The organism is Ancylobacter sp. G4_0304, assembly GCF_047501495.1.
Taxonomy (GTDB): Bacteria; Pseudomonadota; Alphaproteobacteria; order Rhizobiales; family Xanthobacteraceae; genus Ancylobacter.
The window spans coordinates 15,257-30,308 of sequence record NZ_JAZDRM010000003.1 but is presented as its reverse complement, the minus strand read 5'-3'; the positions used below and the strand labels follow the sequence as shown (position 1 = coordinate 30,308).

The window sequence follows — 15,052 nt, the reverse complement described above, 5'->3', positions numbered from 1 at the left end:
GCGCCTCGCGCTTGAAGTCCTCGGTGAAATTCGCTTTGCCCATCGGGGCCTCCTTGCCTCAAAATTTAGGGAAGAAGGCGTCCAGGAATCTAGGGGCGGTTCAATCAGAGCCCGGGCCGGGAAGGCAATGCCCGGGCGCCGACCGATTGACGCGGCGCCCGGGCATAAGGTGACTAGTTCGACAGTGCCCAGCTGGTGAAGCCGGGCACATAGGTCACCAGAGCCAGCACCGCCAGCATGATGCCGATGAAGGGCAGCATGGCCTTGGACAGTTTCATCACCGGAACGCCGGAGATACTGCTGGCAAGGTAGAGCGCGGTGCCCACCGGTGGCGTCAGCAGGCCGATGGTGAGGTTGATCACCATGATCAGGCCGAACTGCACGGGATGCACGCCCAGATGTGCCGCAACCGGGCCCAGGATCGGGGTCATGAGAAGGATCGCCGGACCGCTATCGAGAAACATGCCGACGACCAGCAGCATGAGGTTGATCAGCAGCAGCAGCAGGATCTTGTTCTCCGTCAGGCTGAGAATGGCGCTCGCGATGGTTTGCGGCAGACGTGCATTGGTCAGCAACCAACCAAAAAGAGAGGTCGCTGCGATGATGGAGGCGATCACCGCCGTGGCGATCGCCGCCTCCATGCAGATCTTCGGAATACTGGCGAGCGTGATTTCCTTATAGACGAAGACGCCAACCAGGAAGGCGTAGACCGCGACCACGGCGCCGCCCTCGGTGGGCGTGAAAATGCCCATGCGGATGCCGCCGATGATGATGACCGGCATCATCAGCGCCCAACTCGCCTCCTTGAAGCGCTGCCACTTCTCCGCACCGCTGACGCTGCCCTCGGTCGGATAGCCGTGCTTGAGAGCGAAGAGGTACGAGTAGATCGCGAAGCCGAGGCCGATCAGCACGCCGGGCGCGATGGCGGCGAGGAACAGGTCGCCGATCGATGCCTGGTTTGAGACGCCATAGATGATGATGGCGATGCTGGGCGGAATGATCAGCGCAAGGCTGCCCGACGAGGCCACGAGCGCGGCGGAGAAGCTGGCATCGTAATTGCGCTTCTTCATCTCGGGGATCATCACCGAGCCAAGGGCCGCGACATCCGCCACGCCCGAGCCGGAGATGCCGCCCATGATCACGCCGCTGGAGGCCACGACATGAGCGAGGCTACCGCGGATGTTGCCGACCAGCGCCAGCGCGAGGTTGATGATACGCCGCGTGATACCGCCGTGACCCATCAGGGATCCGGCCAGCATGAACAGCGGGATCGCCATCAGCGGGAAGGAGTCGACCGAGGTGAACAGCCTCTGGCCGAACAGCGCCAGAGGATAGCCCTGATAGACGATCGCGCTCAGCGAGGCGAGCGCGATGCCAAAGGCGACGGGAACGCCCAGAACGAGGAAGAGTGCGAAGCCTCCAAGAAGCAGAAGTGCGATCATAGCGCGCCCTTTTCGTCGAAGGTCATCTGCCTGCCGGAGATGATTTGCTTCCAGCTCGCGCGCAGCGCGAAGTAAAACAGCATGGCGCCGCTGAACGGGATCACCACGTAAACATAGTACATCGGGATGCCGAGCGCTGCGCTGCGCTGGTTCATGCCGAACTTCATCAGCGATATGCCGCCGACAACCAGCGCAAGACCGACAACAGCGACCAGTAGCGTGTTGAGTATGGACAGTGCATGCGACGGCTTCGACGGCAGCAGCGACACCAGGAAGTCCAGCGCGATGTGGGCCTTGGACTGGAAGGCGGCGGCCATGCCGAGGAAGGTGATCCAGACGAATATGTATCTGCCGAGCTCTTCGGACCAGCTCAGCGAATTTGCCAGGGCATAGCGCGCGATCACCTGCGTGAAGGTGACACCCATCATTGCGAAGATCAGCGCACCGATGGCCCAGAGAAGGATTATGTGTATCAGGCGATCGAGCTTGTCCAAGCCGGGTTCTCCCTCAGGCGGCATGCCGCGACACTATTGCGCTCACACTTGTCGCCCGGGTCGGTGGAGCGTGCGCTCCTTCCGTCCCGGGCGTGTAGCCGGCTGTGCCGAATGTTTGGGCGCTGTTACCGGCCCAGCTCTTTGTTGATGCGATTGTAGAGATCGACGTTTACCTTCTCGGCAAACGCCTTGTGGGCCGACACCGCTGCCGCCGCGATCGGTGCGGTGTCTGGATTGGTGACCTGAAGCCCCGCATCCTGCATCGTCTTCAGCATCTCGCCGGTCTTGCTGCGGACGGCCTCGTTCTCGGCCTTGGTCGCGGCATTCGCGGCCTCAACGATGATCTTCTGCTGCTCGGGGGTAAGCTGGCTCCAGCGCAGTTCGCTCATGGCCAGCGTCACGTACTCATATTTGTGGTTGGTGAAGGCCAGATACTTCTGAACTTCGTTGATACGGCCGCCGAAGATGAACGGGATCGGGTTTTCCTGCGCCTCGATTACGTTCTGCTCGAGGCCGGTATAGACCTCGCTCCAGGCCATCGGCGTCGGGTTCGCGCCGATCGCGCGCCAGGTCGTGACCATGGCCGGAATTTCCGGAACGCGTATCTTCAGGCCTTTTAGATCGGCGATGCCGTTGATCGGCTTGTTCGACGTAACCTGGCGCGAGCCACGCTCCCACCAGTCGAGAATGCGGACATTGGCGCTCTTGAGCACGCCGGCGGTGATTTCCGCGCCGAGCGGGCCCTTCACGACCTTGTCGAACTCTTCCTGCGACTTGAACAGGTAGGGCAGTTCAAGCAGCTGGATCGAGGGATCGAAATTGCCCAGAACGCCGGCGATCAGGCCGAAGTCCACCGTGCCCATCTGCATGCCCTCGACTAGGTCGCGGTCACCGCCCAGCGTCGAGTTTGGATAGATGGTCAGTGTGATCTTGCCGTTAGAGCGCTTTTCCAGCTCTTCCTTGAACGTCTGAGCGCCGAACTGCCACAAATCCTGCTCGGACTGGATGTGTCCGAGCTTGAGGTTCAACACTTCCTGGGCAACGCCCAGGGTCGGCGCCGACGCGATGGCCAGAGCCGCCACCGCCGAGACAAACGCCGGCTTGAGTGTTTTCGTGAATAAATTCAACATGTTGTATCCTCCTTAAGTCTTCTGTTTTGTGCTCTACGGCAGCAATTAGCGCCATCCGCAGACGTCGAGTTCAGATGCCGCGCAGAATGGCGTCGGCTTCCGCGAAGAAGTTCGGGCCCCCGAAATTTCCGGATTTCAGCGCCAGGGCGAGCGGGCGGCCGCCCGGCGGGGTGCTGCGCAGCGCCGGGGCACCGGGTGCGATTTCCGGCCCGATCTCCAGCGAGGTCAGGCTGAGGCCCTCGACCACGGCGCCGGAGGTTTCCCCCCCGGCCACGACGAGGCGCCCGACGCCGCCAGCGACGACAGCCCGGGCGATGCCGGCGAAGAGCTGCTCGATGGCCGCCGCGACCCTCTCGCGGCCATAGGTGTCCTGCGCCACCCGAACGCTCTCCGGATCTGCGGAGGAGAACACCAGCGGCCGATCGGTTTGCGCCATGGCCCAGTCGGCGATCTCCTGCGCGTCAAGCCGGTTGGCGACGGCATCGTCCGCCGTGATCTCGCGCATCGGCAGGCCGGAGGCACGATGCGTCGCGACCTGGCCTCGGGTCGCGCTTGAGCACGAGCCCGAGAGCACGATGCATTTGCCGTCGACGCCCTGCCAGCTGCTGCCTTCGCCCGACAGTAGACCCTGACGGCGGAAATTGGCGGGCAGTCCCATCGCGATGCCCGAACCGCCGGTCAGCAGGGGAAGGCCGTCCAGTGCCGTGCCGATGGCCATCAGGTCGTCGTCGGAAAGCGCGTCCACCACGATCAGCCGGGCGCCTTCGGCATCGGCGCGCGTCAGCGCCTCCGTGATCGCGGCGGTGCCCCTGCGGACGGCACTGAAGCCGACATGCCCGACCGCCATGTCGGTCTGCAGCGCCAGCCAGCGGCGGATGTCGGCATCGGTCATCGGGTTGAGCGGGTGGTGCTCCATGCCGCTCTCGTTCAGCAGCCGGTCATGGACGAACAGATGGCCCTGATAGATGGTGCGACCCGCTCCCGGAAATGCCGGGCAGACCACGACCTTGCGGGCGCCCAGCGCTTCGGCGAGCGCCGCTGCCACCGGGCCGATATTGCCCTCGGCCGTGCTGTCGAAGGTCGAGCAGTATTTGAACAGAAACTGCGTGCAGCCCTGCGCCTTCAGCCATTCCAGTGCCTGCAACGACTGGGCGATTGCATCCTTCGCCGGAATGCTGCGCGACTTCAACGCCACCACACCGGCTTCGACCGAGGAATCGGCGTTGGTCGTCGGCACGCCGGAGAATTGCGTGACCCGCATGCCCTGCTTCGACAGGGTGTTGGCCAGATCGCTGGAGCCGGTGAAGTCGTCACCAATGCAGCCGAGAAGCATCGTCGTAACCTTTACAGAATAGGCGGGTGCTGGAGACGGCAAATCAGGGCGAGGACGAGGCTTGCTCGCGAATGCCCCAATAGGTGTGGATCACCGTCTCGAGATGATCGCGCATGGCGGCCTCCGCGCGATCGGCATCGTGATCGCGGATAGCCTCGAAGATACGGCGATGCGCCGCCTGGGCTTTGCCCAGCGATTCGGGATGACTGAGCGACGTCCGGCGCTGCTCTTCGAGCAACTCCAGAACGACGTGATAAAGCGCATCAAGCAATGGATCCTCGGCGATGAGGGCAATGCGATGGTGGAAGGCATCGTCGGTCGCGGAGAACGCCGGGATATCGTCGGCGCAGCTCTCGTTGCGCAGCAGCACAGCTTCCAGATCGGCGATATCATCGTCCGTTGCCAGCCGCGCGGCCTCCCGGGCGAGGGCGACCTCGACGAAAATGCGGGTCTTCTGGAACTGGCGGATGCCTTCGGCGCGGGCAACCAGCATCTTTGCCGCGCCGGACAGAAGCTGCAGCATGTCCCGCGGGTCGGGCTCGGTGACGCGCGTGCGGTCGCCGTTCGACACCGACAGCATGCCGGTCTTGTTCAACCAGAGCAGGGCCTCGCGCACGGCGGGTCGTCCGACACCGTAATGCGCCATCAGATCGCGTTCCGAAGGCAGCCGATCGCCGACCGTCAGTTCGCCTGACAGCACCCGGTCCTGGATGTCCTTCGCGATCTTGTCCGACAAGCGGTCGCGGCGCAGATGGGCGGGCGTCCCGAAGCCACTCATGCGCCGAACTTCCCGGTGATGTCGCGCTTGGCCGCGACGATGGCCGCGAGGAAGCCGTCACGCCATTTGCGCCGGGCGGGCAGGTCCTCGGACGGCACCTTGGCGCGCATCTTCGCTTCGATGGCCGAGACCAGATCGGGCGTCCACTCGCGCGGGTCAGCCTGTTCCTTGGCGAGCCCGTAATACATCGGGCCGAGGTTGGCGCAATATTCCGCGACGCCGTTGGCGGCATTCAGGTCGATGGTGGCGAAGGGCCCCATGAAGCACCAGCGCAGGCCCAGACCGTCGGCTACGGCCGCGTCGACATCGGCCGGTGTGCAGATGCCGTCCTCGACCAGCCGGAAGGCTTCGCCCAGAAGCGCGCTTTGTAGACGGTTGACCACGAAGCCGTTGATTTCGCGGGTCAGGGTGATGGGGCTTTGGCCAAGGCTGCGCATGAGATCGCGGGTGAAGTCCAGCGTCTCGGTCGCGGTCCAGGGCGCCGGGATCAACTCCACCAGCGGGATGAGATGCGGCGGGTTGATCGGATGGGCGACGAGGCAGCGGGCGCTGTTCTTCAGTCCCTCGGTGAAGGCGGAGGCGGGGAAGCCGGAGGTCGAGCTGGCAACGATCGTGGTCGGCGACAGCAGCGCGTCCATCTCCTGATACAGCGCCAGCTTGATCGGCAGCCGCTCCGGAGCGCTTTCCTGCACATAGTCGGCGGCCTCCAGCGCATCGGCGAGGCTCGATGCAATGCGACAGCGCTTGGAGAGCGCAGGGTCAGCATTGGCAACGAACGCCACAGCTGCCTCAGCCGCTGCAGGCGTGCGATCGTAAATGACCAGATCGTGCCCTGCGCGAGCAAAGACCAGCGACCAAGACGACCCCACCACACCGCAACCGACGATCGCAATCTTCATTCTCTTAGCCCTCTCGCCATCCCAGGTGATCACGGCAACCAATCCCTGATGCGCGCCCCAAATGGGGTCCGTCGCGAACTTTGTTGCCGCCGCATTGTCATCTGTACTGGTATGACAGGTTGATAGCCTGATCGTCAACCTATCCTGCGAGCCTTGTTGCTCGGTCCGAATTCCTAGCTTTTTGGCGCGCGTGTTTGGTCCTTGGCCTTCCGAAGGGGACCGACGCACAGAAGGGGAAGGTGTCTGCCGAATTTATGGAGGCGGCGATGCACCCGCTGAGAGCGCTGGTTGGCAGTCGAGAGAGCTGCGTCAAGACCTCGGCGACGATCCTATGAGCGTCATGATGCGCCGGATCATGACGCTGTTCGACGAGTATCAGTCCAAGGAGAATGCTCAGCTCACCCTGCGGGCGATGAAGGAAAATGCCGGTCAGGGCTGTTGGAACGGCTCACGCCCACCGATTGGCTGCCGCATCGTGATCGCCGGTCCGCGCGGCTCGACCGAGCTGTCATCGATCATCTGGAGCGACGCATTCTCGATGCCGAGCGCCTTTCCGTACTTCTTGAAAAGCTTGTCGAGCGGCGGCGCAGCCACATCACCGAGCTCAACAAGCGTGCGACGGAGGCCGAGGCCAAGCTGAGAGCCTGAAGCACTTCTCCGAGGTCGCCCGCGCCAAGCTGCGTACCGAGACCGGCGAGTATCACCGCGATCACCCTCGGGCGCTCGCTCATCGCGTTGAGGTGGTGAGCAAGTCGGAGATTTGGTTGATGGGGAACAAGTCGGACCTTCTGCGCACGCTGGCTGCCGCATCAAGCGTAGGCTCGGCGGCGAACGGCGTTCGCAGTTTTGTACCGAAGTGGCGCACCCGGCACGATTCGAACGTGCGACCTCTGCCTTCGGAGGGCAGCGCTCTATCCAGCTGAGCTACGGGTGCAGCGGCATCTGCCTAGCCCGATTGGGCCGCGGGGGTCAATGGCCCTCATGCGGTTTTGGCCAAACCTTCGAACTGAGCTCCGGACGACCCGGATTCTCGACGCATGCCCCCGCCCTTGCCCACACGTCGTTCTCAGGAAAATTCATCGCTTAAACAAACACATACCTTGAGCAAACATGGCCGATACAGCCACGCCACCGTCAGCTTGCCGCAGACCACCCATAACCCCAAACCATATTGCCGTGTGTCAGATAGGCGGCGGACGGAAGGCGGCGAGGCCTTCGCCTTCCAGCGTCTCGGCCAGATCGAGCAGGCGGGCATCGGCGAAGGGGCGGCCGATGAGCTGCACGCCGATCGGCAGGCCGTCGCGAGAGAGGCCGACCGGCACCGAGACCGCGCACAGGTCCAGCATGTTGACGTAGCGCCCGAAAATGCTCAGAGCCATGTTGGCCTGGTCAATCTCGGCGAGGCGCGGCGGCAGGATCGGCATGCCCGGCATCACCAGCACGAAAGGCGCGAAGGCCTCGGCGAAGCGCGCCCTCCATACCCGCTTCAGCTCATGAAGCCCGGCGATCTCGCTGTCCGTCACCTCGCGGCCGAGATTGATCCGCGCGCGGATTTCCGGGGCGATATCCGTGGCCGGATCCTCAGTCACCTCATGAAGCGTCGCGTAGCTTTCCGCCGACATCAGGCGGCCCGCCTTCTCGCACAACGTCTCCATCGGCGCTGGTGGCGCAATCCGCGCGACCTCGCCGAAGCGCTTGCCCAATTGCGCCAGCGTCGCCTCGAAGGCGGTGCGCACCTCTCCGTCTAGCCTGGCGAAGGCGGGGTCTTCGAAGGTCGCGAGCCGGAACGCGCCCGGGGCGCTTGTCGCCGCGAACAGGTCGGCGGGCGCGTCGTGGCTGGCCTCATCGTCGGGCTCCGGCCCAGCGAGCAGCGTGATTGCCATGCGCAGGTCGCGCACGCTGCGGGCCAGCGCGCCGATGCTGTCATGCGAGCGCGAGAGGAAGCGCATGCCGCCGCGCCCGATCAGGCCCGGCGTCGACTTGTGGCCGAACAGGCCGCAAAAGGCGGCCGGAATGCGCACCGAACCGCCGGTGTCGGTCGCCAGCGCCAGCGGCACCATGCCGCTCGCCACCGCCACGGCCGAGCCGCTGCTGGAACCGCCGGGCGCGCGGTGCACGGCGGGGTCGAACGGATTACGCGGCGCGCCGAGCACCGGATTGGTGCCCCAGCCGCCAAAGGCAAACTCCACCGTATGGGTCTTGCCGACGACGACGGCGCCCGCCGCTTCCAGCCGGCGCACGGCGGTCGCGGTCATCCGCGCGACGTGATCGGGAAAGCAGCGCGAGCCGGAGCCCGTGCGATAGCCCTCGATATCGAACAGGTCCTTCACCGCCACCGGCACGCCGTGGAGGGGCCCGCGGCGCCGGCCGGCGGCGCTTTCGGCGTCGCGATCGGCGGCCATGGCGAGGGCGCGCGCGTCGAGCCGCAGCACGAAGGCGTGCAGCGTCGGATCGAGGCGATCGATGCGCGCGAGGTTGGCGCGCACCGCCTCGACGCTGGACAGCGCCCCGGATCGGATCAGCGCGGCTGTTGCCACGGCGTCGAGGCCGCCCGTGTCAGTTGCCATACTGTCCATGCACCTCGCCCTCCCGCCGGAATCCCACGCTCGCCGCCATTAGCGCCCGCGTATAGTCGGTGTCGATCCGCCCGGCGACCAGCGCGTCGGCCGAAAGCTGTTCGACGATGCGCCCGCCGCGCATCACCGCGAGCCTGCCGCACATATGGATGATGACGCCGAGATCGTGGCTCACCAGCAGATAGGTCAGGCCCCGCTCCGCCCTCACCTGCTCCAGCAGGTTCAGCACTTCCGCCTGCACCGAGGCGTCGAGCGCCGAGGTCGGTTCGTCCAGCAGCAGGATCGCGGGTTCGAGGATGAGAGCGCGGGCGATGGCGACACGCTGGCGCTGGCCGCCGGAAAGCTGGTGCGGGTAGCGGAAGCGGAAGCCGGCGCCGAGCCCCACCTCGTCCAGCGCGCGCAGGATGCGCGGGCCGGTGGCATCGACACCGTGGATCGCGAGCGGTTCCAGCAATTGCCGGTCGACCGTCTGGCGCGGATGCAGAGAGCCATAAGGGTCCTGGAACACCATCTGCACGCGGGCATGGAACGCCCTGCCCCGCCGACGGCCGGTCAGCGTCTCGCCCTCGACCCGCAGCGTGCCGGCGGAGACGGGCGCGAGGCCGGCGATGGCGCGCAGCAGGGTCGACTTGCCGGAACCGGATTCCCCGACCAGCCCGAACGCCTCGCCGGCGGCGACGTTCAGGCTGACATCCGCCAGCGCGCGATAGCCGTCATAGGCAACGTTCACCCCGGCAAGCGAGAGAGCCGGCACGGCGTCGGTCATAGCCGCCACTCCGGCCGGCGGTCGAGCACCGGCAGCGGATGCCGGTCATGGCCGGGCACCGGCACGCAGGCCAGTAACCCGCGCGTATAGGGGTGACGTGCATGGGCAAGTTCGGCGGCGGCGATCTCCTCGACCACACGCCCGGCATACATCACCAGCACCCGGTCGCAGAACGAGGAGACGAGGCGCAGATCGTGCGAGATAAAGATCAGCCCCATGCCGCGATCGGTCACCAGCCGGTCGAGAATGCCCAACACCTCAAGCTGCACCGTGACGTCGAGCGCCGAGGTCGGCTCGTCGGCGATCATTAGCTCGGGATTGGCGATCAGCATCATGGCGATCATGGCCCGCTGGCCCATGCCGCCGGACACCTCATGCGGATAAAGGTCGAACACCCGGGCCGGGTTCTCGATCTGCACCGCCGCCAGCATGTCGAGCGCCCGCTCCCGCGCCTCGCGGCGGGACACCCGCTCATGGGTCCTCAGCGTCTCGACGATCTGCCGGCCGAGGCTCATCACCGGATCGAGCGAATATTTCGGGTCCTGGAGCACCATGGAGAGCCGCGCACCGCGCAACGCACGGCGCTGTGCCGGCGGCGCGGTCAGCAGGTCGATGCCGTCGAAGGCCAGCCGCCGGGCGGTCACGTCCGCGCTTGGCGGCGTCAGCCCCATGATGGCGCGCCCGGTCAGCGACTTGCCCGAGCCGCTCTCGCCGACGATGCCGAGCCGCTCGCGCCCGAGCGTGAACGAGACGCCGCGCACCGCCTCGACACGGCCGGTGCGGGTGGCGAAGGAGATGGCGAGATCCTCGACCGTCAGCATCGGGGTCATCGCTCGGCCTCGCGCGGGTCGAGCGCGTCGCGCAGGCCATCGCCGACCAGGTTGAAACCGAGGCTCACGGTCAGGATCGCCATGCCCGGCATGGTCGCCACCCACCATTGATCCAGGATGAAGCGCCGCCCCGAGGCGATCATCGCGCCCCATTCCGGCGCCGGCGGCTGGGCGCCGAGACCCAGAAAGCCGAGGCCGGCCGCAATCAGGATGATACCGGCCATGTCGAGCGTCACCCGCACGATCAGCGAGGACAGGCACATCGGCATGACATGGCGCAGCACGATGCGCAGCGGCGAGGCGCCCATCAGCCGGATCGCGTCGATATAGTCGGCATGGCGCACCGCCAGCGTCTCGGCCCGCGCCATGCGGGCATAAGGCGGCCAGGAGGTGATGGCGATGGCGATCACCGCGTTCTCAATGCCCGGCCCGAGCGCGGCGACCAGCGCCAGCGCCAGCACCAGCTTGGGAAAGGCCAGGAAGATGTCGGTAACGCGCATCAGCACCGTATCGATGATGCCGCCGGCATAGCCCGCGACCGTGCCGACCAGCAGGCCGACCGGAGCGGTGAGCACGGCGACCATGAGCACCACGGCAAGCGTCAGCCGGGAGCCGTGAATAAGCCGGGAGAGAATGTCGCGACCCTGATCGTCAGTGCCGAGCAGATGGCCGGGCGAGAGTGGCGGCAGCAGCCGCGCGCCGGCAAGATCGCCGGCATAGGGCGAATGTGGCGCAAGGACCCCGGCAAACGTCGCCACCAGAACCAGAGCGATCAGGATCGCGAGCCCCACCACCGCCAGCCGGTTGACGGCGAAGCGCAGCCAGGTCGCATAGGCCCGCCCCAGCCGCGCCCGCATCCGCGAGGCCGGATATTCCGAGAGCAGCCATGCGCGGGTCCCCTGCCCGCTTCCGATTCCGGCCTCGCTCATCGTGCGTGCGTCCTCGGGTCGAGCAGCCGGTACAGCAGGTCGGACAACAGGTTGATGCCGATGAAGGTCGCGCCGATCACCAGCGTCCCGCCCAGCACCGCGTTCATGTCGGCGTTCTGGAGCGAGTTGGTGATGTAAAGCCCGAGGCCGGGCCAGGAGAACACGGTCTCCGTCAGCACCGAGCCTTCCAGCAGATTGGCGTAGGACAAGGCGATCACCGTCACCAGCGGCACCGCCGCGTTGCGCAGGGCGTGGCACCAGATGATGCGCGCCTCCGACAGGCCCTTGGCGCGGGCGGCGACGATGTATTCCTGCCCCAGCTCGTTGAGCATGAAACTGCGGGTCATGCGGCTGATATAGGCCAGCGAGAAATAGCCGAGCAGCGAAGCCGGCAGGATGATGTGGCGGAACACGTCCCACGCCACTTCCCACTCGCCCTGCCACAGCGCATCCAGCAGATAAAGCCCGGTGGTCGAGGTGAAGCTGTACTCGAAGGCGACGCCGATCCGCCCGGGATAGGCCACCCATCCGAGCCGGGCGTAGAAGATCAGCAGCGACAGCAGCGCCAGCCAGAAGATCGGCACCGAATAGCCGACAAGCCCGATGACGCGCACGATCTGGTCGGTGAGACTGCCGCGCTTCACCGCCGCCAGCACGCCGAGCGGGACGCCGAGCCCGGTGCCGATCAGCGTGCCGAGCGTCGCGAGCTCGATGGTGGCGGGGAACACCCGGCGGATGTCGTCCATCACCGCGTTGGTGGTCAGCACCGAGGTGCCGAAATCACCGGAAAACGCCTGCCGCACATACAGCACGAATTGCTGCCAGAGCGGCAGATTGAGGCCCATCTCCTCGCGCACCCGCTCCATGGCCGAGGCCGGCGCCCGGTCGCCCAGCACCGCCAGCACCGGATCGACCGGGATCACCCGGCCGATGAAGAAGGTGACCGCCAGCAGGCCGAGGAAGGTGGTGGCGACCACGGCGGCAAAGCGGATCAGACCGAGCAGCGGCCGCCACAGCCGAGCGGCCGGGCGGGAGCCGGTTCGTGAGGCGGCGGCGACCGTCGTGCTCATCGAACCGGCTCCCGCTCACTTCTTGGATACGGGGCCGACATAATTGGTGTCGAAGGTCGGGCCGAGCCGAAGCCCCTCGACATTGCCGCCAATGCCCGCGACTTCGGTCTGCTGGAAGATCAGCGCATAGGGGCCGGTCTCCAGCACATCCTTCTGCAGCTCGCGATAGAGCTGCGCCCGATTCTCGGCATCCTTCTCCAGCAGGGCGGCGCGGGTGCGGGCGGTGAGTTCCGGCACATCCCACGCATTGCGCCACGCCAGCGTCTTGATCTTGCCGGCGTCGGAATTGTCCGGGTTGGCGGTGAAGGTCTCGGCGTTGGAGTTGGGATCCCAGTAATCCGAGCCCCACTGGCCGATATACATGTCGTGGTTGCGGGCGCGGTACTTGGTCAGCGTCTGCTTGCCGTCACCGGGAATGATCTCGACCTTCACCCCCGCCTTGGCCGCGCTCTGCTGGAACGCTTCGGCGATGCCGGTCACGGGCTGGGTGTTGCGCACGTCGATGGTGACGGTAAAGCCGTCCTTGAGGCCGGCGCTCGCCAGCAGTTCCTTGGCCTTCTCGACGTCGAGCTTGTACGGTTTGGCATCGAGTGCGCCGAGCACGCCTTCCGGCAGGAAGGTCTGGTGCACCTCGCCAATGCCCTTGATCAGCGTGGCGCCGATCGCGTCGTAGTCGATGAGATATTTGAGCGCCTCGCGCACCTCGGGCTTGGCGAGGTTCGGGTTCTTCTGGTTGAAGCTGATGTAATAGACCGTGCCCTTGGGCTTGGTGACCACGGCAAGCTTCGGGTTGGCGAGCACCGCGGTGAGGTCGCCCGGCTCCAGATTGCGCGCGACGTCGATGTCCCCGGCCTCAAGCGCGAGGCGCTGGCCGGCGCTCTCCTTCATGTGGCGATAGACCACGCGGGCGAGCTTGGCCTGCGGGCCGAAATATTTGTCGTTGCGGTCCAGCACCACGGCCTCGTTGGCCCGCCACTGCCGCAGCTTGAACGGACCGGAGCCGGCGGAATTGGTCTTCAGCCAGCCATTGCCGAAATCGCTGCCATATTTGTTGGTGTCGCTGACCGGCGCCGTCTTGATATTCGGCTCCACCAGCTTGCGATCGACCGCCGAAATCGGGCTCGCCGCCATCACGTTGAGCACGAAGCTCGGCGCATAGGGCTGGTCGACGGTGATCGCCAGCGTCGAGGGGTCGAGCGCCTTCACCTTCTGCGTCACGTTCTCGCCGGTGAGGCCGAACTGATTGAGCAGGAAGGCCGGGCTCTTGTCGAGCTTCACCATGCGCTCGAACGACCAGGCGAGATCGTCGGCGGTGAGCGGATTGCCGGAGGCGAAGACGAGGCCGGGCTTCAGCTTGAAGGTGAAGGTCAGCCCGTCATCGGAGACGGTCCAGCTTTCTGCCAGCTCGCCCACCACCTTCGAGGTGTCGTCGAGGTCGAGCCGCACCAGCGAGGAATAGACATTGCCCAGCACCTCGCCGGCGGTCAGCTCGAAGGATTCCGCCGGGTCCATGGAGATGATGTCGTCGATGGCAAAGCCCTCGACCAGCGTGTCCGCTGGCGTCTTGGCCAGCGCTGGCGTGCCGTAACTGAGAGCGAGGCACAGGGCGGCGCCCAGCGCATGGAGGCCGAAACGCGGAAGTCGCTGCACGATCATGACCCGTCTCCCTGCAATGTTGGTGGCGTTCAGTTCTCATGCCAGGCGCGGGCGAGAACCCGCAACCAGTTGTCCCGGCACAGCTTGGCGAGTTCCTCCTCAGAGAAGCCATCGGTAGCCAACGCGCCGACCAGCGCCTGCTGGCCGGCTGCGTCGCCGATCGCCGCCGGAATGGTGGCGCCGTCATAATCCGAGCCGAGCGCCACGCAGTCGATGCCCATGCGCTCAACCATGTAGCGGATGTGCGCAACCATGAGAGTAAGCGCCGTGTCGGCATTCTCCGCGCCATCGGGGCGCAGCATGGTGGTGGCGTAGTTGAGCCCGACCACCCCCGCGCTCTCGCGCACCGCGTCCATTTGCCGGTCGGTGAGGTTGCGCGCCACCGGGGTCAGCGCATGGGCGTTGGAATGGCTGACGATCAGCGGCTTGTCGCTGGTGCGCGCGACATCCCAGAACCCCTGCTCGGTGATATGGGCGAGATCAATGGCGATGCCGAGCCTGTCGCAGGCGCGTACGAGATCGAAGCCGGCCTCGGTCAGGCCGGGGCCGGTATCCGGGCTCATCGGATAGGCGAAAGGCACGCCGTGGCCGAAAATATTGTGCCGGCTCCATACCGGGCCGAGCGAGCGCAGGCCGGCGGCATGGAAGGTCTCCAGCGCGGCCAGATCGCGGTCGATCGCCTCGCAGCCTTCCATATGCAGCACGGCGGCGAAAGTGCCGGCCACCATGGCCTCGCGGATATCCGCCGTGGAGCGGCACAGCCGCCAGAGCCCGGCACGATCCAGCCGCAGCGCGATCGCCGCCATGTCGAGCGCGATGTCGAGCGAGGGCGCGCGCTCCAGCGGCGCGGCCATCGGTGTCACATAATGGCCGTTGGCGTCCGGCGCCTTGAGCACGAGGTCGCCGGAGGGAATGTAGATCGCGCACAGCCCACCGCCGAGCCCGCCGGCCTGGGCGCGCGGCGCGTCGATGTGGCCGGACGTCGTGCCCTCGCCGAATTCGCGCAGCGGATCGATGCCGGCCGCCGCGTGTTTCCACAGCCGCAGGAGAACGTCGTTGTGACCGTCGAAAACAAGCTGCATCGAAACCGACCCGGCAGGTTGAAAGGTGGGCGAGTCGCCCGGCACCATCCTGTTGCACTTTCCGCCA

At 65.9% G+C, this 15,052-nt stretch carries 14 protein-coding genes and 1 tRNA gene; 1 reads left to right on the top strand and 14 read right to left on the bottom strand.

Features of this window, described 5'->3' with window-relative positions; all coding sequences use genetic code 11:
• Positions 1 to 173: 173 nt before the first annotated feature.
• From VRZ77_RS02485 to VRZ77_RS02460, 6 genes are all read right to left on the bottom strand, one after another.
• Entirely contained in the window at positions 174 to 1,442 is a 1,269-nt protein-coding gene (locus VRZ77_RS02485; protein WP_414591134.1) for a TRAP transporter large permease, read from the bottom strand.
• Positions 1,439 to 1,936 (bottom strand): TRAP transporter small permease, encoded by a 498-nt coding sequence (locus VRZ77_RS02480; protein WP_414591133.1) that lies wholly within the window; start codon positions 1,934 to 1,936, stop codon positions 1,439 to 1,441. Before VRZ77_RS02480 ends, VRZ77_RS02485 begins: the two co-directional genes overlap by 4 nt.
• Positions 1,937 to 2,061: 125 nt before the next feature.
• Entirely contained in the window at positions 2,062 to 3,018 is a 957-nt protein-coding gene (locus VRZ77_RS02475) for a TRAP transporter substrate-binding protein (RefSeq protein WP_414591132.1), read from the bottom strand.
• A gap of 118 nt (positions 3,019 to 3,136) precedes the next feature.
• On the bottom strand, positions 3,137 to 4,399 hold the full coding sequence (otnK, locus tag VRZ77_RS02470) for a 3-oxo-tetronate kinase (RefSeq protein WP_414591131.1): 1,263 nt from the start codon (positions 4,397 to 4,399) through the stop codon (positions 3,137 to 3,139).
• Positions 4,400 to 4,442: 43 nt separating this feature from the next.
• Positions 4,443 to 5,177, bottom strand: coding sequence for an FCD domain-containing protein (locus tag VRZ77_RS02465; protein ID WP_414591130.1), 735 nt, complete (start codon positions 5,175 to 5,177; stop codon positions 4,443 to 4,445).
• A complete protein-coding gene (locus VRZ77_RS02460; RefSeq protein ID WP_414591129.1) occupies positions 5,174 to 6,214 on the bottom strand; it encodes a 3-hydroxyacyl-CoA dehydrogenase in 1,041 nt (346 codons plus the stop codon). Before VRZ77_RS02460 ends, VRZ77_RS02465 begins: the two co-directional genes overlap by 4 nt.
• 193 nt (positions 6,215 to 6,407) lie before the next feature.
• On the opposite strand from VRZ77_RS02460, the gene VRZ77_RS02455 reads away from it, so the two are divergent.
• Positions 6,408 to 6,716 carry a hypothetical protein gene (locus tag VRZ77_RS02455; RefSeq protein WP_414591128.1) on the top strand — a complete coding sequence of 103 codons (309 nt, stop codon included), beginning with the start codon at positions 6,408 to 6,410 and terminating at the stop codon, positions 6,714 to 6,716.
• Between the two features lie 217 nt (positions 6,717 to 6,933).
• Here VRZ77_RS02455 and VRZ77_RS02450 read toward each other — a convergent pair.
• The 8 genes from VRZ77_RS02450 to VRZ77_RS02415 form a co-directional block, all read right to left on the bottom strand.
• A tRNA-Arg gene (locus VRZ77_RS02450) sits at positions 6,934 to 7,010 on the bottom strand.
• Positions 7,011 to 7,257: 247 nt separating this feature from the next.
• Positions 7,258 to 8,643, bottom strand: coding sequence for an amidase (locus VRZ77_RS02445; protein ID WP_414591127.1), 1,386 nt, complete (start codon positions 8,641 to 8,643; stop codon positions 7,258 to 7,260).
• Complete coding sequence (locus tag VRZ77_RS02440; protein ID WP_414591126.1) at positions 8,633 to 9,418, bottom strand: ABC transporter ATP-binding protein; 786 nt, start codon at positions 9,416 to 9,418, stop codon at positions 8,633 to 8,635. The genes VRZ77_RS02445 and VRZ77_RS02440 overlap by 11 nt, the downstream gene beginning before the upstream one ends.
• Complete coding sequence (locus VRZ77_RS02435; RefSeq protein ID WP_414591125.1) at positions 9,415 to 10,248, bottom strand: ABC transporter ATP-binding protein; 834 nt, start codon at positions 10,246 to 10,248, stop codon at positions 9,415 to 9,417. The genes VRZ77_RS02440 and VRZ77_RS02435 overlap by 4 nt, the downstream gene beginning before the upstream one ends.
• The gene (locus VRZ77_RS02430) at positions 10,245 to 11,177 is read right to left on the bottom strand and encodes an ABC transporter permease (RefSeq protein ID WP_414591124.1); all 933 of its coding nucleotides are present in this window, start codon (positions 11,175 to 11,177) and stop codon (positions 10,245 to 10,247) included. The genes VRZ77_RS02435 and VRZ77_RS02430 overlap by 4 nt, the downstream gene beginning before the upstream one ends.
• A complete protein-coding gene (locus VRZ77_RS02425; RefSeq protein ID WP_414591123.1) occupies positions 11,174 to 12,247 on the bottom strand; it encodes an ABC transporter permease in 1,074 nt (357 codons plus the stop codon). The genes VRZ77_RS02430 and VRZ77_RS02425 overlap by 4 nt, the downstream gene beginning before the upstream one ends.
• 15 nt (positions 12,248 to 12,262) lie before the next feature.
• Positions 12,263 to 13,903 carry an ABC transporter substrate-binding protein gene (locus tag VRZ77_RS02420; RefSeq protein WP_414591122.1) on the bottom strand — a complete coding sequence of 547 codons (1,641 nt, stop codon included), beginning with the start codon at positions 13,901 to 13,903 and terminating at the stop codon, positions 12,263 to 12,265.
• 29 nt (positions 13,904 to 13,932) lie between these two features.
• Positions 13,933 to 14,985, bottom strand: coding sequence for a dipeptidase (locus VRZ77_RS02415; RefSeq protein ID WP_414591121.1), 1,053 nt, complete (start codon positions 14,983 to 14,985; stop codon positions 13,933 to 13,935).
• Positions 14,986 to 15,052 lie beyond the last annotated feature (67 nt).